This window comes from Mucilaginibacter sp. P4_D1 (assembly GCF_056401935.1).
Window position 1 is genome coordinate 207,099 of sequence record NZ_JBFUIJ010000002.1, and the last position, 26,263, is coordinate 233,361.

The 26,263-nt window shown below is 44.0% G+C and carries 25 protein-coding genes; 9 read left to right on the forward strand and 16 right to left on the reverse strand.

Features of this window, described 5'->3' with window-relative positions; translation table 11 throughout:
* Nucleotides 1-127 precede the first annotated feature (127 nt).
* The 3 genes from dtd (at nucleotide 128) to AC1DV1_RS02725 (ending at nucleotide 1,931) form a co-directional block, all read left to right on the forward strand.
* On the forward strand, nucleotides 128-586 hold the full coding sequence (dtd, locus tag AC1DV1_RS02715) for a D-aminoacyl-tRNA deacylase (protein WP_477354870.1): 459 nt from the start codon (nucleotides 128-130) through the stop codon (nucleotides 584-586).
* Between the two features lie 19 nt (nucleotides 587-605).
* A complete protein-coding gene (locus AC1DV1_RS02720) occupies nucleotides 606-932 on the forward strand; it encodes a nucleotide pyrophosphohydrolase (RefSeq protein ID WP_090638190.1) in 327 nt (108 codons plus the stop codon).
* A gap of 120 nt (nucleotides 933-1,052) precedes the next feature.
* Complete coding sequence (locus AC1DV1_RS02725) at nucleotides 1,053-1,931, forward strand: DUF4349 domain-containing protein (protein WP_477354873.1); 879 nt, start codon at nucleotides 1,053-1,055, stop codon at nucleotides 1,929-1,931.
* A 24-nt stretch (nucleotides 1,932-1,955) separates the two neighbouring features.
* On the opposite strand, the gene AC1DV1_RS02730 is transcribed toward AC1DV1_RS02725, so the two are convergent.
* The 12 genes from AC1DV1_RS02730 to AC1DV1_RS02785 all read right to left on the reverse strand — a co-directional run bounded on the left by AC1DV1_RS02730 (nucleotide 1,956) and on the right by AC1DV1_RS02785 (nucleotide 15,490).
* The gene (locus tag AC1DV1_RS02730; RefSeq protein ID WP_477354876.1) at nucleotides 1,956-2,711 is read right to left on the reverse strand and encodes a 2-phosphosulfolactate phosphatase; all 756 of its coding nucleotides are present in this window, start codon (nucleotides 2,709-2,711) and stop codon (nucleotides 1,956-1,958) included.
* Nucleotides 2,712-2,772: 61 nt separating this feature from the next.
* A complete protein-coding gene (gcvT, locus tag AC1DV1_RS02735; protein ID WP_477354879.1) occupies nucleotides 2,773-3,852 on the reverse strand; it encodes a glycine cleavage system aminomethyltransferase GcvT in 1,080 nt (359 codons plus the stop codon).
* Nucleotides 3,853-3,948: 96 nt separating this feature from the next.
* Entirely contained in the window at nucleotides 3,949-5,157 is a 1,209-nt protein-coding gene (locus AC1DV1_RS02740) for a glycosyltransferase family 4 protein (protein ID WP_477354882.1), read from the reverse strand.
* A gap of 69 nt (nucleotides 5,158-5,226) precedes the next feature.
* Nucleotides 5,227-5,823 (reverse strand): ribonuclease HII, encoded by a 597-nt coding sequence (locus AC1DV1_RS02745; RefSeq protein ID WP_477354885.1) that lies wholly within the window; start codon nucleotides 5,821-5,823, stop codon nucleotides 5,227-5,229.
* 158 nt (nucleotides 5,824-5,981) lie between these two features.
* Nucleotides 5,982-7,220: a PP2C family protein-serine/threonine phosphatase gene (locus AC1DV1_RS02750; protein ID WP_477354888.1), complete on the reverse strand. Its 1,239-nt coding sequence runs from the start codon at nucleotides 7,218-7,220 to the stop codon at nucleotides 5,982-5,984.
* Between the two features lie 38 nt (nucleotides 7,221-7,258).
* Nucleotides 7,259-8,458, reverse strand: coding sequence for an ABC transporter permease (locus AC1DV1_RS02755; RefSeq protein WP_477354891.1), 1,200 nt, complete (start codon nucleotides 8,456-8,458; stop codon nucleotides 7,259-7,261).
* Nucleotides 8,459-8,548: 90 nt separating this feature from the next.
* Entirely contained in the window at nucleotides 8,549-9,679 is a 1,131-nt protein-coding gene (locus AC1DV1_RS02760) for a glycosyltransferase family 2 protein (protein ID WP_477354894.1), read from the reverse strand.
* Nucleotides 9,663-10,637 carry a hypothetical protein gene (locus tag AC1DV1_RS02765; RefSeq protein ID WP_477354897.1) on the reverse strand — a complete coding sequence of 325 codons (975 nt, stop codon included), beginning with the start codon at nucleotides 10,635-10,637 and terminating at the stop codon, nucleotides 9,663-9,665. Before AC1DV1_RS02765 ends, AC1DV1_RS02760 begins: the two co-directional genes overlap by 17 nt.
* 82 nt (nucleotides 10,638-10,719) lie before the next feature.
* Nucleotides 10,720-11,568 (reverse strand): dienelactone hydrolase family protein, encoded by an 849-nt coding sequence (locus tag AC1DV1_RS02770; protein ID WP_477354900.1) that lies wholly within the window; start codon nucleotides 11,566-11,568, stop codon nucleotides 10,720-10,722.
* Nucleotides 11,569-11,692: 124 nt separating this feature from the next.
* Nucleotides 11,693-13,843 (reverse strand): xanthine dehydrogenase family protein molybdopterin-binding subunit, encoded by a 2,151-nt coding sequence (locus AC1DV1_RS02775; protein WP_477354903.1) that lies wholly within the window; start codon nucleotides 13,841-13,843, stop codon nucleotides 11,693-11,695.
* Between the two features lie 7 nt (nucleotides 13,844-13,850).
* Nucleotides 13,851-14,849, reverse strand: a complete 999-nt coding sequence (locus AC1DV1_RS02780) for an FAD binding domain-containing protein (RefSeq protein WP_477354906.1) — start codon at nucleotides 14,847-14,849, stop codon at nucleotides 13,851-13,853.
* Entirely contained in the window at nucleotides 14,846-15,490 is a 645-nt protein-coding gene (locus tag AC1DV1_RS02785; RefSeq protein ID WP_477354909.1) for a (2Fe-2S)-binding protein, read from the reverse strand. Before AC1DV1_RS02785 ends, AC1DV1_RS02780 begins: the two co-directional genes overlap by 4 nt.
* 163 nt (nucleotides 15,491-15,653) lie before the next feature.
* Between AC1DV1_RS02785 and AC1DV1_RS02790 the strand changes: the two genes are divergently transcribed.
* A complete protein-coding gene (locus AC1DV1_RS02790) occupies nucleotides 15,654-16,874 on the forward strand; it encodes a GAF domain-containing sensor histidine kinase (protein WP_477354912.1) in 1,221 nt (406 codons plus the stop codon).
* A 140-nt stretch (nucleotides 16,875-17,014) separates the two neighbouring features.
* Here AC1DV1_RS02790 and AC1DV1_RS02795 read toward each other — a convergent pair whose 3' ends face one another.
* On the reverse strand, nucleotides 17,015-17,398 hold the full coding sequence (locus AC1DV1_RS02795; RefSeq protein WP_090638138.1) for an RNA recognition motif domain-containing protein: 384 nt from the start codon (nucleotides 17,396-17,398) through the stop codon (nucleotides 17,015-17,017).
* 354 nt (nucleotides 17,399-17,752) lie between these two features.
* Between AC1DV1_RS02795 and AC1DV1_RS02800 the strand changes: the two genes are divergently transcribed.
* Entirely contained in the window at nucleotides 17,753-19,636 is a 1,884-nt protein-coding gene (locus AC1DV1_RS02800) for a tetratricopeptide repeat-containing sensor histidine kinase (RefSeq protein ID WP_477354915.1), read from the forward strand.
* Nucleotides 19,637-19,681: 45 nt separating this feature from the next.
* Here the strand turns inward: AC1DV1_RS02800 and AC1DV1_RS02805 are convergent, their stop codons facing one another.
* From AC1DV1_RS02805 to pdxR, 3 genes are all read right to left on the reverse strand, one after another.
* Nucleotides 19,682-20,134 carry a 3-oxoacyl-ACP synthase gene (locus AC1DV1_RS02805; protein ID WP_477354918.1) on the reverse strand — a complete coding sequence of 151 codons (453 nt, stop codon included), beginning with the start codon at nucleotides 20,132-20,134 and terminating at the stop codon, nucleotides 19,682-19,684.
* A gap of 310 nt (nucleotides 20,135-20,444) precedes the next feature.
* The gene (locus tag AC1DV1_RS02810; protein WP_477354921.1) at nucleotides 20,445-21,026 is read right to left on the reverse strand and encodes a porin family protein; all 582 of its coding nucleotides are present in this window, start codon (nucleotides 21,024-21,026) and stop codon (nucleotides 20,445-20,447) included.
* 203 nt (nucleotides 21,027-21,229) lie between these two features.
* Nucleotides 21,230-22,681, reverse strand: a complete 1,452-nt coding sequence (pdxR, locus tag AC1DV1_RS02815) for a MocR-like pyridoxine biosynthesis transcription factor PdxR (RefSeq protein ID WP_477354925.1) — start codon at nucleotides 22,679-22,681, stop codon at nucleotides 21,230-21,232.
* A gap of 80 nt (nucleotides 22,682-22,761) precedes the next feature.
* Between pdxR and AC1DV1_RS02820 the strand changes: the two genes are divergently transcribed.
* The 4 genes from AC1DV1_RS02820 (at nucleotide 22,762) to AC1DV1_RS02835 (ending at nucleotide 26,153) form a co-directional block, all read left to right on the forward strand.
* Nucleotides 22,762-23,397 carry a pyridoxamine 5'-phosphate oxidase family protein gene (locus tag AC1DV1_RS02820; RefSeq protein WP_477354928.1) on the forward strand — a complete coding sequence of 212 codons (636 nt, stop codon included), beginning with the start codon at nucleotides 22,762-22,764 and terminating at the stop codon, nucleotides 23,395-23,397.
* Between the two features lie 78 nt (nucleotides 23,398-23,475).
* On the forward strand, nucleotides 23,476-23,691 hold the full coding sequence (locus tag AC1DV1_RS02825) for a hypothetical protein (RefSeq protein WP_090638442.1): 216 nt from the start codon (nucleotides 23,476-23,478) through the stop codon (nucleotides 23,689-23,691).
* A gap of 67 nt (nucleotides 23,692-23,758) precedes the next feature.
* The gene (locus AC1DV1_RS02830; protein ID WP_477354931.1) at nucleotides 23,759-25,504 is read left to right on the forward strand and encodes a S41 family peptidase; all 1,746 of its coding nucleotides are present in this window, start codon (nucleotides 23,759-23,761) and stop codon (nucleotides 25,502-25,504) included.
* A gap of 127 nt (nucleotides 25,505-25,631) precedes the next feature.
* The gene (locus tag AC1DV1_RS02835; RefSeq protein WP_477354934.1) at nucleotides 25,632-26,153 is read left to right on the forward strand and encodes a hypothetical protein; all 522 of its coding nucleotides are present in this window, start codon (nucleotides 25,632-25,634) and stop codon (nucleotides 26,151-26,153) included.
* Nucleotides 26,154-26,263 lie beyond the last annotated feature (110 nt).

The following is a 26,263-nucleotide window of genomic DNA, read 5'->3' on the forward strand; positions in this document are numbered from 1 at the left end:
GACGACTTTTTTAATATACTATGAGTGAGTAACAAGATATGAGAATAGACAGACAAGAAAGAAAACAACGCTTATTGTATCCTGAACCTTTTTTGCACTATCTTTCTACTTCCAAACAATCGGAATAATGAGGGCAGTATTACAACGGGTTACCGAAGCAAGTTGCAAAGTTGATGGTGAAATAACCGGGCAAATTGGCGCCGGCTTCCTGGTATTGCTGGGTATCGAGGATGCCGATACTGACGAGGATCTAAACTGGCTGGCCAATAAAATTGCAGGCATGCGTGTTTTTGGCGATGAGAACGGCTTGATGAACAAAGCCCTTGCCGATATCAATGGCGACATATTGCTGATATCGCAATTCACCCTATTTGCCCAAACAAAGAAAGGAAACCGGCCATCATTTATCCGGGCGGCAAAACCCGATAAAGCGATTCCGATGTATGAGCAAATGATAAAAACGCTGCAAACAATCACCGGTAAAAAAATAGCCACCGGCATTTTTGGTGCCGATATGAAGATTAGTTTATTGAATGATGGCCCTGTAACCATTGTGATGGATACCAGGGACAGAGACAATCATTGAAAATATTTTAACAACTTTTATGGAAATTAAAGAAGCACAGCATCTGGTAGATAAGTGGATAAATACCACGGGCATCCGGTATTTTAATGAGTTAACCAATACTGCCATTTTGATGGAGGAGGTGGGCGAAGTAGCCCGCATTATGGCGAGGCAGTATGGCGAACAATCATTCAAAAAATCGGATACAGAGGTAAACCTGGCAGATGAAATGGCGGATGTGCTTTTTGTGCTGATATGCCTGGCTAACCAAACCGGTATCGACCTCACGGATGCACTGGAAAAGAATATGGAAAAGAAAAGCATCCGTGACGCCGACCGGCATAAGAATAACGAGAAGCTGAAATAGCGCAAGACCAAATTATATATTTATTTTTATTATTTAACAAAATTAAATTTGTTAAAAGTCGCATTTTAGATACTTTAATAAGGAAAGTGCCGTTAAAACTCAAAACTAGACTTCCTTATTATGAAAAATTATATTATCTCATTTACCTTGTTGATTGCGCTCTGTTCATGCGAAAAGAAAAGTGAGCCATCAAAAATGAATGCTGCGGATATCATGCTGGCACCGCCGCCGATGGCAGAAGAAAAGAACATTGGCAACGCAAATTCTTTAGCTAAATCAGCTGCAGATAAAAGCATATCACTCCAAAAAGAGACGATTGATACTTCAAAAAAGATCATTAAGGAAGGGGAGATCCGTTTCCACACCGGCAACCTTAACGCTGCAAAACAAAAAATAGTAAATTCATTACAAAGCCTTGGAGGTTATGTAGCCGAAGAAACAGAAACCAATGGCAGCGATAACAGTCAAAAAGAATTTGATTTAAAGGTCCGCGTACCCTCAAAAAATTTCGACAGGTTCCTGGATGCGCTGCAAGCCAGCGGCGATAGTATCGACACTAAAAACATCCGCAGGAAAGATGTTACCTCAGATTTTATCGACATAGCAACCCGGTTAAAAAATAAACAGTTACTGGAAAGCCGATACCTGGACTTGTTAAGAAGAGCCACAAAAACAAGCGACTTATTGGAGATAGAAGACAAGATAGCCGATATCCGCACGGATATCGAGTCAACCCAGGGGCAGCTAAATTATATGACTCGCCAGGTTGCTTTCAGCTCGCTTGACATCACTTTTTACAATAAACAAGGCGAGCGAACAACTAACGAAAATGGCTTTAGCTACCGGTTTAAACAGGCAATAACCCAAAGCTGGGATATTGTACAAGGCTTGTTTTTTACCATCATCACACTTTGGCCGGTTTTAGTTATAGCACTTATAGGTTTTTGGTGGTTCAGAAGATGGGCAAGAAAAAGAAAACTGCAAAAGGATGCCGAATAAAAAGACGCTAATACCCTGCTAATTTTATTGCTGTAATTTCACCAATCGCTCCCCATCCAACACCGGGATAGCCGTTGCGATATCTACCTGCAAACAAAAATCGATATCCTTTTGGATACCTAATTTTTTAAGCCGCTCGCCGTGGGATGTCTTTTTGAGGTAATCGTTAATATCATGCTTACCCAATTGGTACAAATCATTGGCGGCCAGCGCGGCATCATCCAAAATATAACCGTCAGTTTTTAATTGATCGATTACGGCACCGGCAAACAGCGTATCCTCGAGGTTGAAATTATTTTTCCAGCCCGCACAAACCAGCAATACGTTATCGTTCTGCGTTTTGAGCCAGTCGCTTAATGCAGTAAGGTTCAGGAACGATCCTATCACAATCTTTTTAGCTGCGCGGGATAAATGCAGTGCGTGGGTACCGTTTGTGGTGGTAAGCACCACTGTTTTACCGGCAACTTTTTCGATAGTGTATGAAAATGGCGAATTACCAAAATCAAAGCCGTCAACTACTTTTCCGTCGCGTTCTGCTGCCAAAAGGTAATCCAGCCCTTTCTCTCTATACGCGGAACACTCCTCAACCTGTGATACCGGGATAATAGCCTCAGCACCGTTTTCAATACCATAACATATAGATGATGTTGCCCTGAAAATATCAATAACCACTACAATGTATTCTTCCACGTTAAAGAGTGGCAGCAATGCAGGGGTAAGGCAAACGTGTGCCCCCCGGCCCCCTGAAGGGGGAGTTTGGTTATCGATACTTTCAGACATTTGTTTAAACAATAAATTAGAGTGCAGACTCTTGTTCCCCTTTCAGGGGGTTAGGGGCTTCCTATTTGTAAAAAGGCGGCTTTACAATTTTAGCCTTGATTTTATTATCGCGGATGCTGATGAAAATTTCTGTACCTTCTTTGGCGAAGGCATTATCAACATAACCCATGCCAATTGCTTTTTGTAGCGACGGCGATTGCGTGCCCGATGTTACCTTACCAATGGTATTGCCATCGACATCAACAATGGGGTAATCGTGACGTGGAATACCGCGGTCTATCATTTCAAAACCAACCAGTTTTTTGCTTACGCCTGCTTGTTTTTGTTGTTGCAAAGCTTCAGCATTGGTAAACTCCTTGTTGAATTTGGTTACCCAGCCAAGGCCGGCCTCTAATGGCGATGTGGTATCGTCAATATCATTACCGTAAAGGCAAAAGCCCATTTCTAAACGCAAGGTATCACGGGCGCCCAAACCAATTGGTTTTATGCCAAATGGTTCACCGGCTTTAAAAATTGCCTCCCAGATTTGTTCTGCGTATTGGTTGTCAAAATAAATTTCGAACCCGCCTGCTCCGGTGTAACCTGTAGCCGATATTACCACATTATCAACACCGGCAAACCTTCCCTTTTTAAAAGTATAGTATTCCATGGATACCAGGTCAACATCTGTAAGGCTTTGTAGTGCTTCGGCAGCTTTGGGGCCCTGGATGGCCAGCAATGATGTACGGTCAGATATGTTTTTCATATCAACACCCTTGGCATTGTATTTGGATACCCAGTCCCAGTCTTTATCAATATTTGATGCATTAACTACCAGCATGTACGTCTTTTCGTCAATACGGTAAACCAGCAAATCATCTACAATGCCACCGTCTTCGTTTGGCAGGCAGGAGTATTGCACTTTGCCATCGTATAATTTAGCGGCATCGTTACTTGTAACCCGTTGGATAAGGTCAAGCGCGTTATCGCCTTTCAAAATAAACTCGCCCATGTGGCTTACATCAAACACCCCTACCGCCTTGCGTACGGTTTCGTGTTCGGCGTTAATACCCACGTATTGCACGGGCATGTTGTAGCCGGCAAAAGGCACCATTTTGGCACCGGCTTTTATATGTACATCGGTTAAAGCAGTATTCTTCATGCGGTCAGTTCAATCAGCCGCAAAGGTAATTATTTTGGTGAGGAAAATTAAGCCGGGTTGCAAATTAAGAAAGTGGTTTTATAGCTGATAGTTGACTCAGCTATCCGTTTTACTTAGCTCCTCATAAAACTTAACCAAATCCTTTGCAACCTTATTTACATCATGCTGCTGCTCAACCAATTTGCGCGCATTGAGGCCAACGCTTTTGCAAAATTCTTCATCGGATATGCACCGTTCTATGGCATGGTAAAACTCGGCGCGATCATTGGCTATCATGATATTGGTGCCATTGGTAAAGTTTATACCTTCGGCTCCTAAGGCGGTAGATATAATACATTTTTGCATGGCCATTCCCTCTACAATTTTCACCCGCATACCTCCGCTTGATAAAAGCGGAACAATCATAATAGCTTTGCTATTTACAAAATCAAAAGCATCGTCAACTTCGCCCTGGATAAATATTTTACCCATTACCTCATAGTCGTCAAAACGCTCGGGAATGTTATGGCCTGCCACGTAAAATTTAACCCGCAGGTCGCCTTCTGTCAGGTCTTTATAGAAATTGTCAATAAACCATTCTATCCCTTCGCGGTTGGGCAGCCAATCCAACGAACCAAGGAAAAACAAGCTGGGGAATTCTGTTTTCTTAAAATCGGGGCGATACCGGGTAAGATCTATCCCAACAGGAAAAATCTCGACTGGAATGGTGGCGCCGTATGAAAGCACCGTTTTTTGATCTTCGGCTGTAAATACCGCAATTGCGTCAAACTTATTAAGCTGTTGCAATTCATAATCTTTTATACGGCGGGCAACCATGCGCAAATACCACCTTTTAAGCAGGTCGGTTTTTTGATGCGCAAGCCGCTCATAAACCTGGTGTTCGATGTTATGTGACCGGTAAATAAGCTTGGCTTTTGATACTTTGCGGATAGATGCCAGGTAAGGTGTTACAAACAAACCTTCAAACTGAATAATGTCATAAGCCGTTTGCTTTAACTCCCTGATAAGCAATTTCTCAAACTCGGCATCGTAATACCTATCTACGTTGTTTGATTTTTTGCGAAACAGGTTCACCGCAGCATCAAACATAGATACGTTGATGTTGATTTTAAACGAGCTATAGTTTATTTTATCTTCCAGCTCATCTTTTTCATAATAGCTGCTGCTATACTTTTGCGCATTTAACGCCACCAGCGACACTTCATGCCCAAGGGCAATTAATCCTTTTATGGTATTGCACACCACTATGGCATATCCGCCATTTTGCGGAAATGGGACACGATGTGTTAAAATAAGGATCTTCAAATGATTGATGGGTTTGTCACAAAAATACCAACCAGAAAGTGGTTATCAAAACATATACCCAAAGTATCTTTAAAAAATACTCAACTGCGGGTCGCTCACCCTGAAAGTTTTACGATGATATGGCGTAAAACCAATTTTCATAACCGTTTCGCGGTGTTTTATAGTTGGATAGCCCTTGTTTGTATGCCAATCATATTCCGGGTGTTCGGTAGCAATTTTTAACATATAGTCGTCCCGGTAGGTTTTGGCTAATATTGATGCCGCTGCAATACTGAAATATTTACCATCGCCCTTAATAATGCATTCGTGCGGAACGTTTGGGTATTTTTTAAACCGGTTGCCATCGATAATTAAAAACTGCGGCGCAATGTGCAGTTTTTCGATAGCGCGATGCATAGCCAGGAAAGAGGCATTAAGAATGTTGATTTCGTCTATCTCAAAATTATCAACCGATGCAACAGCATAAGCAATGGCCCGTTCTTCAATTACTGTGCGTAGCTGATACCGTATCTCTTCCGATACCTGCTTGGAGTCGTTCAGTAAATTGTGATCAAAATCATGAGGGAGGATAACAGCCGCAGCAAACACCGGCCCTGCAAGGCAACCGCGGCCGGCCTCATCACATCCCGCTTCAATCAATTCAAATTGGTACCTTGCTGCTAACATATGGCAAAGATAAAATTTTTAGTATCGAGTAGTTAGTATCAAGTATCAGGACCGAAGAATAGTTCAGCAATATACTTGACCGGCATTGATGAAATTCGCTCCAATTCACGCCTATTCGTGTGTATTAAATTCGCTTCAATTCGTGAAATTGGCGTGTATTAAAATATCTTCAATGTAAGCAGGGTAATATCGTCTATTGGCTTGCTTTTATGCCCAAGGCTCAGGTGATCTAAAAGCAGGTCGTTAAAATTATCGGGCGACAAGTGTCCGTGTGTTTTTACAAAAGCAAGTAGTTTATCTTCGTTCCAAACCTTGTTACTGGTTGATTCAAAATCCATCAAACCATCGGTATAATTTACAATAAGGCTGCCGGGTTCAACATCCACTTCTCCTTCGTTTAAAAAAGGTAGTTCTTCAAAAACACCAATCATTGTGGTACCCAGTTTTAGCGGAATGGCCTCACCATCAGCAAAAAGAATGGTTGGGTTATGGCCGGCGTTAATATAATTTAGTTTGCGTTTCTTTTGGTTATACCGGGCCAGGAACAAAGTAATAAACCGTTCGCCCTTGGTATTGTTAAGCACTATTTTATTAAGGCGGTCAATAATATTGGTCAGGTCGTCTTCCACCGCGGCCCAGGCGTGCAGGCTGGCCTGAAAATTTGCCATCAGCAGCGCTGCCGATATCCCTTTACCCGATACGTCGGCAATACACCATAAAAATTCGTTTTCATTAAGGCGGATAAAATCAAAATAATCGCCCCCTATGTTTTGATGGGGCAGGTACTTAGCGCCAACTTCTACTGCATCATCTTTATGAATCCTCAGCGGTATCAGCATATTCTGCACCTCAACGGCAAGCTCCATTTCGCGCTGAAAACGTTCTGATTGTAAGCGCTCTTTAAATAATTTCTTATTCTCCAGCGCCACGATGATCACATTCATCAGGGTTTGGATGAAGTTAAGATCGTTGCTTAACATCTCGCCCGATGTGTCAAAATCGCCGATAAGCGCGTAAGCCAGGGCTTTACTTTTGTGGTATATCGGAATAAAATAATTGTATTTACGCAGGGTAATATCCTGGTGGTCGGCTATCGCCACAGGCGACTTAACCTTCTTTAATTTATCACACGCCCTGCTCAATGCCATCGCCGACTCTGTTTCGCCGCCGTATTTAGAGATACATACAAACTTATTTTCCTTTTCTATCAGGAAACGGAGCTTGCCAACCTGCAGATAGTTTTGCAGGATTACCTCAAGCATTTGTATAAGTATTGGGGTAGAAGTATTCTTATTAATGGCCCTGGTGATCTCCAATAAGGAATTCAACTCGGATTGCCGTTTCAGCAACAGCCTTATTAATTCGTCTTCGCCAGAACTATCGTCTTTGTATTGCATTTGTTTTTAGTCGCATGACTAAAGTAAAAAAAATATTTTCAAATGCGTGTACTTTGTGATTTTATATCGAAAGCATCGCGCAAACCAACTGTAACCAGGTTAAACGCGTACACCAGCAGCATAATGGCAAGGCCAGGAATAATGGCCAGGAAAGCCGAATCCATGACGATGTACCCGTAATGCTCTTTAATCATACCACCCCATGTTGGCATTGGTGGCTGTGCACCAAAACCCAGGAAACTAAGCCCGGCCTCGAGCAAAATTGCCGATGCGAAATTTGAGGATGCCAGCACCAGAATCGGGCCGGTTATATTTGGCAAAATGTGCCTGGTAATGATACGCCTGTTATTGAAACCGAGGGCGCGGGCGGCTTCTACATATTCAACCTGTTTCAGGCTCATTACCTGGCCGCGTACCAGGCGGGCTACCTCAACCCACATGGATAAGCCTACTGCAATAAATATTTGCCAAAGCCCCTTGCCTAAAGCAAATGATATAGCAATAACCAGCAACAACGCCGGTAACGACCATAATATATTCATCACCCAGCTTAAAGCCCCATCAATCCACCCGCCAAAATACCCGGCTATGGAGCCAATGGTTACCCCTAAAAACATGCTGATTATTACCGACATCAGCCCAACTGCCAATGAAATACGCGTACCCAGCAACAGGCGGCTCAGCAGGTCGCGCCCGTAAACATCGGTACCCAGCCAAAAAGTTTTGGTGGTTATTTGCTCGCCTTTAATTTTATCACTGAAATTTTTATATATCTCCGCGGTTTTTTCGCAGGAGAAGGTTGGGCTTAACAATACTTTGTTAAAATGGTAGCGCGGTTTAATCCCGGTTACCACTTCAAAAATATTGTAGGCTTTGGGGTCGGGTTTATCCTCGTTGCCAATATATTCATTTACGTGGATAGAATCCTGTTTAAAATAATACCCTGTGATAGGTACTTCCCTGTAAAATGAGGGCTGTCCAAAAAACATCCGCCTAAAAAAACCCACAGTGTCCACCTGCTCGCCTTTGCGTATAAGCAACATCATGAATTTCGTGCCGGGCTTTTTAATGCTTAGCTGTATTGTCATGTTATTGGCTTGCGGGGTGTTGTCGGGCATTATCAAATACCCCAATACAGCTACCAATAACGTTATCGCAATGAAAACAAGGCCAGCCATGGCAATTTTATTACGCTTAAATGCGTTCCAGGTGCGTTTTGAGGGGGTAAGCTGGGCCAATAGTTAATAGTTCCGTTTGGCTAAATATCGCTTAAATAGGCACAATAAGCAATTGCGTTGCTACAAATTACATTGATATTAAAAACAGGGCTATTTTACCATGCGGCCTTTCCACTGGTATTGTTTATTACCGCCTATTACGCCTATTACGGCAATATAAACAATATGCAATGGTGTTAATAATAAAATTAAACTAACCAGGTAGCTCCGCTTAAAAAACGAAGTAATGGGGATGATATAAAAAAGCTCGACAAAAATTTTTAAGAGTATCTGCGCTAAAAAAAGCTTAAAAAAATATACGTCGAATAACCCAAGCAATAAGTTGAGCAACAATAACACATTGAACCCCCAAAAGGCGAAACCCAATGCCACTACCTTTTTATTCTTATATTTTGTTGACTTGGATGCCCAGCGCCGCCTTTGCTGCATAAACTCTTTAAAATTGGGCTTGGCGTGGGTATAAACCACCGCTTCGGACTGCTTGAGAAAAGCTATTTTGCCGGGAAAATGTTCAGCAATTTTTTGCAGCAGCAACTCATCATCGCCCGATGCCAGTTCGTCAATACCTGCAAAGCCGCCAACTTCATTAAATACATCCTTGCGGTAGGCAAGGTTGGCCCCATTGCAGTTTGATGCCCGGCCATTACCTATAAATGCCGCGCCTATCCCTATTAAATAAGCAAACTCCAGGGTTTGCAACAATTCAAAAAGCGATTTTTCTTCAAAAAATGTAACAGGCGATGATATCATTACCGGGTTAAAAGCTTCGTAATGCCCAACAATGGTTGATAGCCACTGGCTGCCCATGCGGCAGTCGGCATCGGTAGCTACCATTAACTCGCCCGATGACAGCTTTATCGCTTCGGCAATAGCCTTCTTTTTATAGGAGTTTAAAGGTTGGTTTTCGTTAAGCTTAAGTAACGTAATACCTTGGCCGCCAAAGCTTGCTATAATATCAGCGGTATTATCTGTCGAATGATCATCTACAATGATAACTTCCAGCAGGTGTTTGGGGTAATCCTGTGCCAGGATGTCGCCGATAGTTAAATGGATACTTTGGGCCTCGTTACGGGCGGCAATAAGTACGGTAACCCTGGTATTAAAGCCTGTAGGCGAAAGTTGCGTGGTTTTAACGTTAAACCATCCTTTTACCAGATACATGATTAACGCCACGTACAGGAAGGTAAGCAGTAACGAAATGATACTAAGCGTTGCGATCAAAGAATTTGAGTTTAAAAACAAATAAAGAACCTAAAATAGCAGGAATAAACAAATTTATTAGCCATATGAGCGAAACACAGGATATAACGGCCAATTTTTGATCTGTAACGTATATAAACAGGTGTGCCGCTGTAAAACCGCGCACCCCGATATCAAATAAATCGAGCGAGGGCAATGTTGACGTGACAAAGAAAAACACCATAAGCACCAGCAGCATAGGAATAATGGAGACTTGTGGCACCAGCAACTGGAATACCAGGTAATATTGAAATGTAAAAGTGGCGTACCTTGCCAGGCTAAAGGCCATGGTTTTAAGAAGCTCATTGGTTTTATACCTGCTCAACACATCAAAAAACCGATGATATTTACGGATAAAGGCAATCTTATCAAATAAATACACCATCCATTTAATATGGAAATAAACGATAAGCTGCAGTAAAACCAATACGCCCAAAATGGCAACAACAGTTATATACGCCCATTTTTTATCATTAATAAAACTTAGCACAAACCAAACTGACGAAATGATACCCAGTATATTGGTGATTAAAGCCTGGCTAAATGCCCCTACTCCCATAGCAAAAACACCAGGAATCCTTTTTCGGTTTGGTAAAAACATAACACGGCCACCATATTCACCAATCCGGTTAGGAGTGGTTACAGCCCAGGTAAGGCCGCAAAAAACAGCTTCTACAGCCTCCCATAAAGATATAGCTATCAGGGCTTTGGTAACGTAACGCCATTTGAGCGCCTCCAAAAACCAGTTTAAGAACATAAGTAACACCACAATGCCAAGTGTAAAAACCACTCTTGAAACACTTAAATTGGATGCTAATAGTTCAAACTCCTGTAGCTCGGTGCTTTTTTTTGAAAATTGCCTGTAAATAAACAATCCGGCTACTATTACTATACTGGCTTTGAGTAGATAAGAAATTGTTTTTTTAGTAGAAGTGGTCAAGAAGCTAAAAGTTTATACAATGTTACGAAAAATGGAGCAAGGATTAACTTGCTTCCCAATAACGCAACTTTAGCATTTTTGTTTATTTCAACCTTGCTTTAAAAAACGCTATGGTATTGGCATAAGCATCTTTGGTGGCGTCGCTGTTATAGGCCGGGCTGCTGGGATTGGCAAAACCATGGTCGGCATCGTATTGGTGCAGGTATAGTTTTTTGCCGGCAGCTTTCATATCATCATTAAACTTACCCACTACTTTAGGGTTTATCCATTGGTCTTTATTGGCAAAATTGGCCAGCACATCGGCGTTCAGCGTTTTTAATTTGGCCACATCCTGTTCGGGCATGCCGTAATACATTACGGTGCCTGCCAGTTTTTTGCCGGCAAGCAGGCCGGTTTGTAAACTCCAGCCGCCACCAAAGCACCAGCCAATGGTAGCAATATGCGCCCCGGCTCCTGCATAAGTAATAGCGCCATTGATGATGGCTTTGGCCCTGTCTTCAACAACTGCCTGCATTAATTTTCCGGCATCTTTAGGGTCGGTAGCTATTTTGCCATCGTAAAGGTCAAGGTCAATGATATTTACATTGCCCAAATCATTGTAAATTTTTTCCGATTCCCGTTTAACATAATCGTTCAGGCCCCACCATTCGTGGATCACCAGGATATAGTTATTGGTAGGCTTTTTTGCTTTCAGCAAATAGGCTGTAGATGTTTTTCCGTCGGGTGTTTGGTAGGTAATATTTGCGCCTATACTGCTCTGAAAATGGATTGGCAAGGGCTTTAAATGCGCCATCCGGAACTCAGGGTTGGATGCCAGCATGGCAAAACGCTGGGTTGATGATGGATTGGCGCAGCAAACCACTTTTTTGCCTTGAGCAAAGGTGAATGAGCTAAAAGCGATTAGCAGCGTAAGTATGATCAGTTTTTTCATGTCGGTTTTTTTATTGCGATTATAACAATAACGTAGATGAAATGATTTGCGTTGCCGGCAAAAAGAAGTATTTTGAAAGTAAACTTTCAATTTTCCGGGCGCTTTGCAATGCATTTCCTCCTCCCTATCCCATCACCTTATCCGGCGTTATGGGCAACTCCCGTACCCGCTTTCCGCTGGCGTTGTATACTGCATTGGCTACAGCGGCGGCCATGCCTATCAGGGCTATCTCGGCCATGCCTTTAGCACCCATCGGATTGATGATGGGGTCGGGTTTGTTTACAAACAGGGCATCTATTTGCGGGATATCGGCATTTACCGGCACGTGGTAGTCGGCAAAATTATTGTTGATGTAACGGCCATACCGGTGATCAATCACCGACTCCTCCATCAAAGCCATGCCAAGCCCTCCTATCGCGCCGCCTATAACCTGGCTGCGTGCTGTTTTAGGGCTGATGATTCGGCCGCAATCTGCTACGCAGGCAACCTTGTCAATTTTAACAACACCGGTTGCGGCATTTACCAAAACCTTTACAAAATGCACCGACCAGGAGTTCATGGCATAGGTTTGCATCCCGTTACCTCCATCAGTTTCGGTAGTTACATCCAGCGATGCCAGGTTGTGGTCCTTTAATATTTTCGCATAATCAGGGTTGTCGGTGCCGCTATTGCCAACCAGCTTTTGAAATTTCTCTTTTAAATCGGCACAGGCTTTATATACTGCCGAGCCAACACTGGCTGTAGTGGCCGAGCCTCCCTGCGTGGGCGCGTTGGGTAATGACGAATCGCCCAGCTCAAATTCTATCTTTTCGGCAGGGATGTTCATTTGTTCGGCGGCTATTAATACCATAGCTGTGCCCGTACCGGGGCCAATATCGCTCACCGCGCTTTGTAGTAACAGCGTACCATCGGCTTTCATCACGGCTTTGATGGTTGCCTTGTCGCGGTAGGCACCAAACATCCCACTGCCCATTCCGTAGCCAACATACCAGCCATTTTCTTTTACCGAGCCGGGCTCTGCCTTCCGGTTTTTCCAGCCTATATGATCTGCGCCTAACGCGTACGCTTCTTTCAAAAACTTGCTCGAAAACGGTTTTCCGCTATCCGGGTCTTTTTCGGCGTAATTACGGATCCGCAATTCAACGGGATCTATCTTGAGCTGGTAAGATAGCTCGTCCAGTGCCGATTCCAGCGCGAAAGAGCCGGTAGCTTCGCCGGGGCCGCGCATCCAGGTAGGTGTAGCAATATCAAGCGGAACAATGTTGTATTTGGTATTTACATTGGGGCAGGCGTATAAATTCTGGCTTACGCCGGTGGGCCCTTCGGTAAAATCTTCGTAGGTTGATGTTTGGCCGGCCGCTTCATGGGTAATACCGGTAAGCTTCCCATCGGCAGTAGCGCCTATGCCAATTTTTTGCCAGGTAAAAGGGCGGTACCCAACCGATGTAAACATATCGGCGCGGCTTAAAACTACCTTCACAGGCCTTTTCGCGACCTTAGCACCAAGTATGGCGGCCACTTCATGCGGCCAGGTGCGCAAAGCGCTGCCAAATGCGCCGCCTACAAATTGCGAGTGCACCTGCACGTTTTGTACAGGCAGTTTAAACAAGCGCGCCAAATCCTGCTGGGTGTCCTTAACGCCCTGAGTTTTATCCCAAACGCTTAATTTATCCTCGGCATCCCAACGGGCAATAATGGCATGAAGCTCCATAGGGTTATGGGTTACCGTAGGCACAATATATTCCTGCTCCAGTTTAAACGGGGCAGTTTTCCAGGCATCTTCGGTCCCCCGCTTGTAGCCGCCTTCGCCGCGTGGTGCAAAGCCTTTATCCTGGTTATCGGGCAGGCTGGTTGTATGCTTTTCGGCCCTATACTGCGCTTTTACCAATGATGCTGCAAACTGCGCACGCTCAAAAGTATCGGCTATTACAATGGCAACAGGCTGGCCGTTGTAATATATTTTATCATCATAAAAAACCTTTAAAGCGCCCTTGTCGCCCCCTTTCTTGTCCTTTTCGGGCTGGTCGCCGGGCACTTTTGGGGCATTTAAATGGGTAATTATAGCCAATACTCCTGGCGCTTTTAAAGCGGCCTTGGTATCAATGGCAGTAATGCTGCCTTTGGTAATGGTACTGCCTACCAGTACCCCATAGGTTAAACCGGCCGGCGTATATTCGGCCGAGTATTTTGCTGCCCCGGTTACTTTTAACCTTCCGTCTACCCGGCCCATGCCTTCTGCCGATGAGGGCATCGTTTTGTCTATCGCTGTTTTCATGGTGATGTTAAACTAAGCCTGCTGCATGTTTTAAAGCCTCGGTAATGGTGGCCGGTGCCAGTTTTAATTTGAATGAATTATTGCCATAGCCTTTTGCCCCCTGCATAGCCAGCTGTGCCGCGTGGGCAAAACTTTCTTCGGTTGCAGGTTTGCCAACAAGTGATTTTTCGGCGTCAAAAAGTCGCCAGGGTTTATGGGCAACACCGCCCATGGCCAGCCGGGCATTTTTTATCAGCCCGTTATCTATTTCAAGCGCCGCCGCTACAGAAACCAACGCGAAGGCATATGATTGCCTGTCGCGGATTTTTAAATAGTAGCTGTTTTTGGCGAAGTTATTATCCGGAATCTCGATATCAAGAATCAACTCATCTTTGGCCAGGGTATTATCCAGCTCGGGATGTTCTCCCGGCAGGCGATGAAATGCCGTAAAGGGAATGTGTCGCTCTCCTTTTTTGCCTGCTATGATCACGGTAGCATCCAACGCGGCAAGGGCAACGCACATGTCGCTGGGGTGTACCGCAATACATTGCGGGCTTGCGCCAAAAATAGCATGCATACGGTTAACGCCTTCCATGGCCCCACAGCCTGTGCCCGGCACCCGCTTATTGCAAGGCATCGTGGTATCGTAAAAATACCCGCAACGGGTGCGCTGCATCATGTTACCGCCAACGGTTGCCATATTGCGCAATTGCGGCGACGCCCCCGCTTTAAGGGCCATAGCCAAAAGCGGTTGCCGCTGCACTACCATATCGTTTTCTGATACCACACTGTTGAGCGCCAGCGTACCTATAGACAGGCCTGATTTGGTTGCGGTTATGGCCCTTAATGATACATGATTAACTACCCCCAGGTGATTAATATCAACCAGCTTATCGGGCGCAGTAACGCCTCGCTTCATCAAATCAATCAGGTTGGTGCCACCCGCAATAATTTTTGAGCCGGGTTTGCCAATTACATCCAATGTTGCCTGTAATGTAGTTGGCTTTACGTATTGAAACTGTTTCATACGGCCATCCCTCCATCTTTTACTTCCTGTATGGCATTAACTATATTAGGATAAGCGCCGCAGCGGCAAATATTACCACTCATATATTCGCGAATCTCGTGTTCGGAGTTGGCATGCCCCTCGCGGATACAGGCCACCGCCGACATGATTTGCCCCGGTGTGCAATACCCGCACTGGAAACCATCGTGCTTTATAAAAGCCTCCTGCATAGGGTGCAGCTTATCGCCATTGGCAAGGCCTTCAATGGTGGTAATTTTTTTTCCATTCATCATAATGCCCAATGTAAGGCATGAATTTATACGGTGCCCGTCAACATGAACGGTACATGCGCCGCACTGGCCGTGGTCGCAGCCCTTTTTAGTGCCGGTTAGGTCCAGTTGCTCGCGTAAAATATCCAACAGGGTTGATCGTGGCTCAACCGACAGGTTTTGCTGCCTGCCGTTTACCTGCATTTTTAAAGGCATTTTTTCAAAAACGGCGGCAATCTGCTCATCTACATGGCTGACAGCAGCTTTAATGGCAGTGCCCGGTGTAAGGGCTACGGCGGTTAGCAGGGTTGATTGTTTCAGGAAATTCCTGCGCGAACTATCCTTCACATCCAGGCCTTCATCAGGCCCCGAACAAGGTTTTTTGCTTTCCATAAATAATCGGCTTTTAGGAATGTTAAATTACGCTTTTTTAATAAAATGCAGCAACTGCAATTAATGTTTTACAACCCAGGCATCTTTCATGTTAGCAGTTATTGACATTGTGTTAAAACAATTGGCAGTAAACTCCCGTACAAGGGCGTAACTAATTGATTGTATGTTTACTCCCCCAATCCCCGAAAATGAAATGGACAGGGTAATGACCCTGTCGGAATTTGATTTGGACTATGGCGCGCATGCCGATAGTTTTAAAGATCTTACTAAACTTGCCGCCAAAGTTGCCGGCACTGAAATGTCGTTGGTTAACCTCATTGACTCCTATACCCAATGGACCATATCCACCCACAACCTGGACCTGGAGCAAATGCCGCGCGAGGAATCTGTATGTCAGTACTTGTTAATGAGTGATGACAATATGGAAGTTGCCGACTTGAGTGCCGACGAGCGGTTTAAAGACCGGCCCTATGTTACCGGCGGGCCGCATCTGCGCTATTATTATGGTATCCCACTAAATGTAGATAACCACAACATAGGCGCTTTATGCGTGGTTGACGCGCATTCGTCAAAAAACCTTAACCCCGAAAAGGTAGAGCTGTTAAAGATCATTGCCGGCGAAATTGTGAACAGGCTCAAATACATCAAAGTAATTGAGGACCTACGGAGCAATTTATCTGAAGCTAAGCAAACCCAAAAGAAAGTAGCGCACGATATTCGCGGGCCTTTAAGCGGTATTATAGGGCTGGCACAACTCATTCGTGAGCAAGGCGATGAAAACCAGATGGACGAGATACTGGAGTTTATGAACCTGATACACAAAAGTGGCCGGTCGATACTGGAACTTGCCGACGAGATTTTGAGCACTGATAAAAAAGATAAGAAAGTGCCCGAATTGAAGGGAGGCGAATTTAACCAGGTGGTATTTAAAGATAAGCTGCAAAAGCTTTATGTGCCGCAGGCCATGAACAAGCATATTACGTTTACAGTAAATACGTCATCGGCATCAGAAACCATTCCTTTTTCAAAAAATAAATTACTGCAGATAACGGGCAACCTGATATCTAACGCCATCAAATTCACCCCGAATAATGGCTTTGTTACTGTCGACCTGGATTTGATTGAAGATAAAAACGAAAATGTATTGCAGGTAAAAGTAACCGACTCGGGCGTTGGGCTGGATGCAGGCGGCATAGCCACCATATTGCAGGGAAATGCTATATCAACAAATGGTACCGGTGGCGAAAATGGGTATGGGTTTGGCCTGGCGCTTGTAAAGCACCTGGTTGAAAGCCTTAAGGGAACGTTTAATATATTTTCGATTCCGGGACAGGGTGCCACATTTGAGGTAAAGCTACCGCAGGCAACATCGCCGAAAAAATAACATAAGCATGGTTTTTTGATATAGTACTATCACAGCAGGTAAAAAACCTGCTAAACCAATCCCACAAAGTACAGTAAGTAGATGTATTATTAACAGCAAAGTGCCGGGTACCAATACCCGGCACTTTGTTTATTTATAATTTACCAACGGCTGCCACCGCCGCCGCCACGGCTATCTTTTGAATAACCACCGCCGCCACCGCCACGGTTACCGCCGCCGCCATAGCCGCCACCGCCGCCACGGTTGCCACCATAACCACCGCCGCCACGGTTGTCGCGTGGTTTTTTGTCTTCAGCCTGGCTAACAGCAATTGATCTGCCTCTAACATCTGATCCGTTTAAACCCGTGATAGCTAATTGTGCAGCTTCATCATCTGGCATTTCAACAAATCCGAAACCCTTGCTTCTGCCAGATTCACGGTCAATAATAATTTTTACAGTGCTTACTTCACCGTACGCTTCAAAAAGCTCTTTTAAATCGGCTTCCTCTAATTGAAAAGGAAGGCTTCCTACAAATATGTTCATCAATCTTTAATTTATAAAAGGCAAGGTTGTTTTGTTTGCCCAGTTTTGTTAACATCAAATATAGTAATAGATATTTGATGATTACTGCATGATTTTATGAATGAATGGTTTTATTTTTAAAAAAAGTTAATTTTTATTGATTTTGGGTTAAAAACACCCGTTTTTAACTATTAAAATATAATTTAATGCGACTGGTGAATAAACACAGCCTTATTTATAGCGCATAAATTATAAAAGCAATATCGTTTATTATAAAAAAATGCCCGCACCGGTAAAATTTTATAAATTCACTTCAAATACCTTGTCAATAGCTTGAAAATTTCACCTATCCGGATTTTTCGCCTTTTAATTGCTGTGTGTACCCTTCTATTTGAGGGAGTTACGGGTTTTGCGCAAACCCAGGCGCCGTTATTGACCCAGTGGCAAAAGGCGGTACACCAGCCTGGCTATAAAGCAGACACCGCCAGCGTTAATTTGCTTAATAGTTTATCGCTCGGGTACAGGTATAACCAGGCCGATAGTTCGTTGTATTTTGCCAAACAGGCGCTACAGCTTGCCCAATTACAAAAAAACCAACCCGGTGAGATTACTTCCCTAAATAATATTGGCATGGCTTATTATGTGCTTGGCGAATATTTTCAATCGTTAGATGCGGCATCTAAGTTAATGCAGCTTAGCAATGCCATTGATTACCAGCCGGGGGTAGCCAATGCCCACCAGGTAATGGGGCTGATTTTTTTAGGGCAAAACAAGTTTGAGGATGCCGTTAACCAGTTTGTAAAAGCGCTGGACGGTTTTACAAAGGTTAATGACCAGGCCAAAATAAGCCGCATGTATTTTGATATTGGCCTGTGTTATGACGAACTGGGGCTATCTAAAAAAGCTTTTACCTATCTTGATAAGGCATTAAATACCGGCAAGCTGATTAAGGATGAGCACATTATATCCATGACCTATAACCGCATGGGCGAAACTTTTTTTCATTTAAAAAATTACCCGCAGGCTATAGTGTACTATCAAAAAGTATTGAATGCCCATTACCAGGATAACTGGGAGCGGGATTTTGCGTTTTCGGGCCTCGCCCAAACTTATTATGGCATGGACCAATATCAATTAGCCATTACCAATGCTAATAAAGGGCTAAGCCTGGCAAGCGAAACTAACAGCCGCTATGATATTGTGAGAGCCCTGAAAATCCTGTCTGAAAGTTATGCCGCGCTGGAAGATTATGGTAACGCTTACCGCAACGAAGCGCTTTATAAAATTAATAACGATAGCTTATTGAATGATACCAAGGAAAAAGAGATTAATTACCTGCATTTAAAACAGCAACAGGTTGATAACATCCGGTTAGAAAAAGAGAACGAACTAAACAAACAAAAGCTCAACTCCACCCGGTTAATGATTATTATAATAAGCCTGGCAGCCGTTTTTGTTATTATTATACTATTAATCATTAGCCGAAGCAACATGCACAAAACGGCTTTAAACAAAGCCTTAAAGCAGCAAAGCCAGGAAATTTCGCGGCAAAAAGAAGCCCTTGACGATTTAAACCATACCAAGGATATGCTGTTTTCGGTAATAAGCCATGACCTGCGCAGCCCATTCGCCTCCATTATGCAAACTATCGATCTTGTACGCTCGGGCGATATTGATGAGGCGGAACAAAAGTTGCTAATTGAGGATTTTTATCAGCACGTAACCATTGTAAATAATATGGTAAACAATATGCTGGTTTGGGCTGGTAGCCAGCAAAAAGGCGTTAACGTTGAAAAAGCAAGCATAAACCTCACAGGCGTAGTTGATGAAATTCTTTCGGTATCGGCTTTCCTGGCCAAAAACAAGGAGATTAACATAGAACACATACACAATGGCGACCAAATGGTGAGCGCCGACCCTAATCACGTAAAAATAATTATCCAGAACCTGGTTGGCAATGCTATTAAATTTACGCCCCAAGGTGGCATTATTGTTATCCATTATACCTGCGACGATAACCACCGAGCCATCCACGTAAAAGATTCGGGCATGGGCATTAGTGAAACAAAAATAGACAAGCTTTTTAAGGTGGTCGGTAAAGAAATTTCGGGCTATGGCACCAATAAAGAAACCGGCGCCGGTATAGGCCTGGCCCTTGTTAAACAGTTTGTTGATGTAAATAAAGGCCGCATTGAAATTAAAAGCGAAGTTGGCAAAGGCACCGAATTCATTGTATACCTGTTAAAGGCAGATGTTTAGCAATTAAAACACAAGTGCAAGCAGCATCAAATAACCACTATTGCACTAACTTACCGATTCAATTACATACGTTTTCCCGTTCAGCGTAAAGCTGTCGCCCGCTTTTGCACCGCTCAGTTTCATACCTACCGGTGAACCGGGCGATATGGCGAAATAGGTTTTGCCATGGAGTGATAGTGCCCCGGCGCTTATAGCCATATAAAAATTGCCATTATTGGTAATAATCACGCTGCCAGCTTCGGCAACGGCCGATGTACCGCTGGTGCCTATGCGGTTTAACGCAACCAGCAATTTATTGGCTTCGTTAAGCTGGGCCAGGTTGCGGTTGGTTTCCTGCTGCGCCATTTCGCGGCCGGTTTCGTATTTATCGCCGGCACTGCTTTTAGTATCATCGTTTGATGATTTTTGCGCTTCGCTGATAGCCAGTTCGGCGGCATCCATGCTCCTGCGAACGTGGGCTATGCACAAATCATATAATTCCTTTTTCAGATTGTTCATTTATATTTTTAACAATACCGTTTTTTCTCAAATGCAAATAAAGGAATAAATGTTGGGGCATAGGGGTGTTAAAAAATGTATTTAAGCCCTTTTCGCAGCGACGCATAATTACCTCTCCCCCAGGGCATTCAGAAACTGCAAGGCCAATTTATTTGCATGGGTGCTTTGCAAGGGAGCTTTGCATGCGGGAGACGCAATTATGCGTCTCTACGGAAAAAAAGGAATAACGTTAACGCAACAAAGCCCGATATGTTGACCTATTCCACACGCCGGGCTTTGTTTAATAATCGTGGCTCTTTACTATCCTGGCTTAAAAAATCTTAAATCCAACGCTTAAAGCCCAAAGGTTTTGGCGCTGGCCGTAGTTAGAGTTTACCTTGGATAAACCACCCTCATAGCGCAAATCGGCAGTTATTGCGCCGATATCAACACCAGCACCAGCCTGGAAACCTAATGTACTTTTGTTGTAGTTACCAAAATCCTGGTAGGCCCCCGTAAAATTATTGGAGAAACTTGTGCTTTTATCCAGTTGGTAAGTATATACTGGCCCGGCCATTAAACGGAAGTTTAAATCTTTACCACCAAATGATTTACCAACCAACAAAGGCACGTTTAAATTGGTAAACCTTACTTTTCCGCTGTAATCAGTGCCGTTATCGCTCGAACTGAATTTACCACCGGTTCCGCTTAAATAAAGTTCGGGCTGCAAATAAAGGCCGCTACCAACGCGGGCAAATAACCCTGCTTGATAACCAGTCAATGTTGATTCCTTCAGGTTGTCTGTATTGATCTTCGAAAAATTGACACCACCTTTAACACCTAAAGAAAACTGTGCCTGCGCGCTGATACTCACTGCTATCAGCAATACGGCACTTAATAGATACTTTTTCATAAATTTTAATTTTTAGCGGGGCGAAGCTATAAATATTCAAAAAATTATAGCTTAACCCCTTGTTTACATAGTTAGTTTACAATACGGCTGTATTGATAGCCTGTTTTACAGCCCATCAATTGACGCGCCAAAGTTTTAAACGTTGCTTTGCCCCGTTTTTTATAATCCGACTAAAATAATTTAACAAAGCTTAACATCTGCGGTTATTTTTCAAGCAATTTAGCCAGTACAGCTACACATTGCTCCAGCTCGGCCGGTGCGGAGGAGGCGAAGCCCAGCCTGGTAAAATTTGGCGCCAGTGGGCTATTCTCGCCCTGGAAATATAGTCCTTTTTTTAAGGCATTTTGGGCAAGCCTGTTCAAATCTATTTGCGAATCAAAATAAGTCCACACAGCCATGCCACCCTCCGGCATTTTAAATTGCACGTAATTTTTTAGGCTATCATTCAGTAATCCACAAAAAAAATCGCGCCGCTGCTGGTATGCCCGTAATGATTTGCGCAGGTGGCGTTGTATCACTCCGTTTTGTAAAAGCTCGGCCATGGCATTCTCCAACATGCTATCGCCCTGGCGGTCAATGGTGCGCCGTAATTGGGCCAAATGTTCAATCACGTTTTCGGGGCCAACCAGATACCCAACCCTTATGGCCGGCGAAATACTTTTGGAAAAAGCGCCGCAATACAACACCATTCCAGCCTCGTCGGCGCTGGCCAATGGCATCAGCGGTTTGTTTTGGTAATGGAAATCATAATCATAGTCGTCCTCAAAAATAATGAACCCATGTTTTTGGGCCAGCTCAAGCAGGCGTACCCTTCTATCAGGCCGCAGTGCCACTGTTGTGGGGTAATGGTGGTGTGAAGTAACGTACACCATACGCACGGTTTGCCTGCTGCAAAGTTCATCAAGCTTATCCACATCCAATCCGTATTCATCAACCGGCACTTTTAACAGGTTTGCCCCGGCCTGTAAAAAATTGGCTTCGGCACCCGCCCAGCCAGGTTGGGCGGTAACTACTGTGTCGCCGGGTTGCAGCAAGCCGGTACAGGTTAAATAAAGGCCCATAACCGTACCCCGCACTATCAGGATATTGGCCGGCGTAACCCGCAAGCCGCGGGTGATATTTAAATAGGCCGCCAACTCAGTGCGCAACCACTCCGATCCTTTCGGGTCGGCGTAACCCAAGCGGGTATAGGGGTTGCCTGTTAAAAGCTGTGTGCGGTAAGCCCTCGAAAGTTCGGTTACGGGTGCCATGCGGGTGTCTGGGAAACCATCATCAAGATGCAGATCAATGTTTAAATCAACAATTCTGCGTTGCAGGTGTGGCGCCTCCTTTATACTAAAGCCTGCTATCTTAGCTACGTCGGCGCTATTATTTAACAACTGCCGGGGCTTTGTTACCGGTAAATGGCCAGCCACAAAAGTTCCGCTGCCGGTATGGCTTTGCAGCCAGCCCTGGGCCAGCAATTCGTCATAGGCCCTTATCACTGTTTTACGGTGCAGGTTTAACAAGGTGGCCAGCTGCCGGGTGCTGGGCAGCCGGTGGCCCGGTTGTAATGTGCCCGCTTTTACCATCGCCATAAGCTGATTGACCAGTTGAATATAAACCGGCAGCTGCACCTGTTTATCAATTATTAAGCTTGATGAATATACCTGCATAAAATTGGACTACCTATTTTGTATTATCTGGAGCATTATCACCATCCAATAAACGCATAATTTTACCAAAAAACAAAATCATGGCAAATCCACCGGCACATCTTATCCCCAGCAGGGCAGCAAAAAGGGCAAATTACGAGCCCGAAACCATCAACAGTATCCTGGATGAGGCATTATATTGCACCATCAGCTATTCGGCAGATAACAAACCATACGCCATCCCTACTGCGTTTGTGCGGTATGGTAACCGTATTTATGTGCATGGTTCGGTAGGTAGCCATTTGATGCGTGAACTGGAAAAAGGCATCCCCGTTTGTATCACCGTTACCCTGATGGACGAACTGGTGGTAGCCAAATCGGCATTTCATCACTCGGTAAATTACCGGTCGGTAGTGATATTTGCGCAGGCAGAAAAAATTGAAAGTGTGGACGATAAAACCGAAGCTTTTAAATGGCTTACCGAAAAAATTGTGCCCGGCAGCTGGGATTACCTTCGCCCAATAACCGACAGGGAAGTACTTAAAACCACAGCGCTTGCGTTTAAAATTGACGAGGCATCGGCCAAGTTACGCACCGGTATGCCGGTTGACGATGACGACGACCTGGAACTGCCTATATGGTCGGGCCTTATCCCCCTGCAAACCAAACGACTGGCGCCCATCCCCGATAAACTGAGCCAGGGATTGCCATTGCCGCCTCATCTTGCTGCTATTTAGTGCTAAAAAGGGTGTATAGCCTCATTTTTAATTCAGCCAACGTGTATTTTTTATATTTTTGCTTAAAATAATTTAACAATGGCCGAAATCAGTATCTCCAATAAAGATTGGGAACGTGTAAAAATTAAAGTTCAACGTAAATATAACAACCTTAGCGATGAGCAGCTAAAATATACCGAAGGACAGGAAGAGGCACTGATAACCAAACTTATGGAGCTTGTAAACCGTAACAGGGAATATGTGGTATTCACCCTAAAAAAAGCTTTGGTGAATATTGACAATAACAGGCTGTAAATAAGCGTTTAGTTGTAAAAAATCGATAGCTTTTCGTATTTTTATATGCTTTAAAGTTGTACCGGGTATGGTGATCTCAAAAAAATACAGAAAGATAGGTTTGTGTGCCGGCGTTGTAATGCTGGCCGTTGGCGTTGCCGCTTTTGACGATGACCTGTTCCAGATATCAAAAAACCTTGATGTTTTTGCATCGGTTTATAAAGAGGTAAACATTAACTATGTTGATAATGTTAACTCGGCCAAGCTGGTAAAAACCGGCGTGGATGCTATGCTAGATGGCCTGGATCCCTATACCGAATTTGTACCCGAATCGGAAATTGAAGACTATAAGCTGCACTATGTAAGTACCCAGTACGGCGGTATTGGCGCAAGCATTTTTACCCGCAACGGCAAAGTATACGTATCTGATGTATTTGAGGGCTTCCCGGCCCAAAAGGGTGATGTACACCCCGGCGACCAGGTGCTTAAAATAAACGACATTGACCTTAACGGAAAAAATAACGACCAGGTAAGCCTATTACTCAAAGGATCAAAAGGTGCAGCCATTAAGCTATTCATTAAGCGAGATAACGTGGCCCAGCCCTTTGAAAAAAACCTGGTACGTGATGAAATTAAGCAACCAAACGTATCATACGCTGGTATGGTGCAGGGCAACATGGGTTATATTAAACTGGATAAGTTTTTAGAAAACTCGGCCGCCGAGGTAACCAACGCCCTGGTAACCCTAAAAAAGAATAACCCTAACGGCATCATCCTTGATCTGCGCTCAAACGGCGGCGGTATTTTGCAGGAGGCTGTAAAAATCGTAAATCTTTTTGTTCAAAAAGATGTGGAGGTAGTATCGCAAAAAGGAAAAATAAAAGAAAAGAATTTTACTTATAGCACCGTAAGCACGCCGCTTGAGCCAAGCCTGCCATTAGTGGTATTAGTTAACAGCCACTCGGCATCTGCATCAGAAATCGTTGCCGGCTCGTTACAGGATCTTGACCGTGCTATTATTATTGGCCAGCGCAGTTATGGCAAAGGCCTGGTACAGCAAACCTTTAACCTGCCTTATAACAGCCTGGTTAAAATTACCATTGCCAAATACTACATCCCGTCGGGTCGCTGTATCCAGGAGCTGGATTATACGCACCGCAAGGATGATGGCAGCGTAGTTAAAGTGGCCGATTCATTAATCCACGAGTTTAAAACTAAAAATGGCCGCTCGGTTTACGATGGCAGCGCTATTTACCCCGATATTTTTATTAAACAGGAAAAATTTGCCAACGTAACCCAGGCCCTGGTAGGCAAGCTGCTGATATTTGATTATGCTACTGTTTATCGTGATAAACACCCTAAAATAGCCGATACTAAATCGTTCGTTTTATCTGAGGGCGACTACAATGATTTTGTAAAATACCTGGCCGATAAAAATTATAACTACACCACGTCATCAGAAAAGGTGCTGAACAGTTTGAAAACCGAAGCCACCAAAGAAAAACAGTTTACCGACATACAGGCCGAATACGATGTGTTGAAAGCCAAGTTGATGACTACCAAAAAGAACGACCTGCAGCTACATAAGGACGAAATAAAACAAGTGCTTGAAAACGAGATAGCCTCCCGCTATTACTATGAAAAGGGCCGTTACGAAGTAAACTTTAAGTACGATAAGGAACTGGCCCAGGCCGTAAAAACCATGCAGGATAAAACCCAGCTGGCTTCCATTCTTAAAGGCGAAGGCAATTACAAAGTGATTGGCAAACCGATGCTGGCCATGGCCGGCAAAAAGGTTGCTGCCGAGAAAGATACCGACGACGACAACAACTAAACAACTCATTAACTGACGCTTAGCCCCATTGTAATTGTTGTAACTGATTAGTTACCCTGCCACCTATGCTTTAAACTAAACTTTTTCTGCTGGTTATTGTCATACATCCAAACAAAACAATAGCACTATGAAAAAGATCATTTTAACAGCCGCGATATTTTTAGGCTGTTTAGCAATAAAACCCGCAAGCGCCCAGATTAGTTTAAGCATTAATATTGGCAGTCAGCCCGAATGGGGCCCAACCGGTTATGACCGTGCCGACTATTACTATATGCCCGACATTGATTCATACTACGATGTAAACGCGCACCAGTATGTATACTTTAACAACAATGTATGGATCCACTCAGCTGCGTTACCTGCGAGGTATAGCAACTACGATGTTTACAATGGCTATAAAGTAGTTGTTAACGAGCGTACCCCATGGGTACATAACACCGTTTACCGCACTAAATATGCAAACTACAAGGGCAAACGTAACCAGACCATCATTCGCGATAGCCGCGAGGTTAAGTACAAAGACCACTGGAATGGCAATGGCCGCGGTAACTCCCGCAAGGTAATTGTACACAAAGAGGTACGCAACGACCGTCATGATGATCGCCACGATGACCGTCATCAAGATAAAGGTCATGGACACAAAGATTAATTTTTGATTGTTAATTTTTATACAAAACAGGCTTTGGGTAACACCAGGGCCTGTTTTTTTATGCGCCAGATGGTCGTGCGAAAGTGTTTCTTTTAATATTTAAACTTTTT

Bases quoted from the DNA above. Each gene is read 5' to 3' on its own strand.
- dtd (WP_477354870.1), top strand. From the start codon at position 128: ATGAGGGCAGTATTACAACGGGTTACCGAAGCAAGTTGCAAAGTTGAT.
- AC1DV1_RS02720 (WP_090638190.1), top strand. From the start codon at position 606: ATGGAAATTAAAGAAGCACAGCATCTGGTAGATAAGTGGATAAATACC.
- AC1DV1_RS02725 (WP_477354873.1), top strand. From the start codon at position 1,053: ATGAAAAATTATATTATCTCATTTACCTTGTTGATTGCGCTCTGTTCA.
- AC1DV1_RS02730 (WP_477354876.1), bottom strand. From the start codon at position 2,711: ATGTCTGAAAGTATCGATAACCAAACTCCCCCTTCAGGGGGCCGGGGG.
- gcvT (WP_477354879.1), bottom strand. From the start codon at position 3,852: ATGAAGAATACTGCTTTAACCGATGTACATATAAAAGCCGGTGCCAAA.
- AC1DV1_RS02745 (WP_477354885.1), bottom strand. From the start codon at position 5,823: ATGTTAGCAGCAAGGTACCAATTTGAATTGATTGAAGCGGGATGTGAT.
- AC1DV1_RS02750 (WP_477354888.1), bottom strand. From the start codon at position 7,220: ATGCAATACAAAGACGATAGTTCTGGCGAAGACGAATTAATAAGGCTG.
- AC1DV1_RS02770 (WP_477354900.1), bottom strand. From the start codon at position 11,568: ATGAAAAAACTGATCATACTTACGCTGCTAATCGCTTTTAGCTCATTC.
- AC1DV1_RS02775 (WP_477354903.1), bottom strand. From the start codon at position 13,843: ATGAAAACAGCGATAGACAAAACGATGCCCTCATCGGCAGAAGGCATG.
- AC1DV1_RS02780 (WP_477354906.1), bottom strand. From the start codon at position 14,849: ATGAAACAGTTTCAATACGTAAAGCCAACTACATTACAGGCAACATTG.
- AC1DV1_RS02785 (WP_477354909.1), bottom strand. From the start codon at position 15,490: ATGGAAAGCAAAAAACCTTGTTCGGGGCCTGATGAAGGCCTGGATGTG.
- AC1DV1_RS02790 (WP_477354912.1), top strand. From the start codon at position 15,654: ATGTTTACTCCCCCAATCCCCGAAAATGAAATGGACAGGGTAATGACC.
- AC1DV1_RS02795 (WP_090638138.1), bottom strand. From the start codon at position 17,398: ATGAACATATTTGTAGGAAGCCTTCCTTTTCAATTAGAGGAAGCCGAT.
- AC1DV1_RS02805 (WP_477354918.1), bottom strand. From the start codon at position 20,134: ATGAACAATCTGAAAAAGGAATTATATGATTTGTGCATAGCCCACGTT.
- AC1DV1_RS02810 (WP_477354921.1), bottom strand. From the start codon at position 21,026: ATGAAAAAGTATCTATTAAGTGCCGTATTGCTGATAGCAGTGAGTATC.
- pdxR (WP_477354925.1), bottom strand. From the start codon at position 22,681: ATGCAGGTATATTCATCAAGCTTAATAATTGATAAACAGGTGCAGCTG.
- AC1DV1_RS02820 (WP_477354928.1), top strand. From the start codon at position 22,762: ATGGCAAATCCACCGGCACATCTTATCCCCAGCAGGGCAGCAAAAAGG.
- AC1DV1_RS02825 (WP_090638442.1), top strand. From the start codon at position 23,476: ATGGCCGAAATCAGTATCTCCAATAAAGATTGGGAACGTGTAAAAATT.
- AC1DV1_RS02830 (WP_477354931.1), top strand. From the start codon at position 23,759: ATGGTGATCTCAAAAAAATACAGAAAGATAGGTTTGTGTGCCGGCGTT.
- AC1DV1_RS02835 (WP_477354934.1), top strand. From the start codon at position 25,632: ATGAAAAAGATCATTTTAACAGCCGCGATATTTTTAGGCTGTTTAGCA.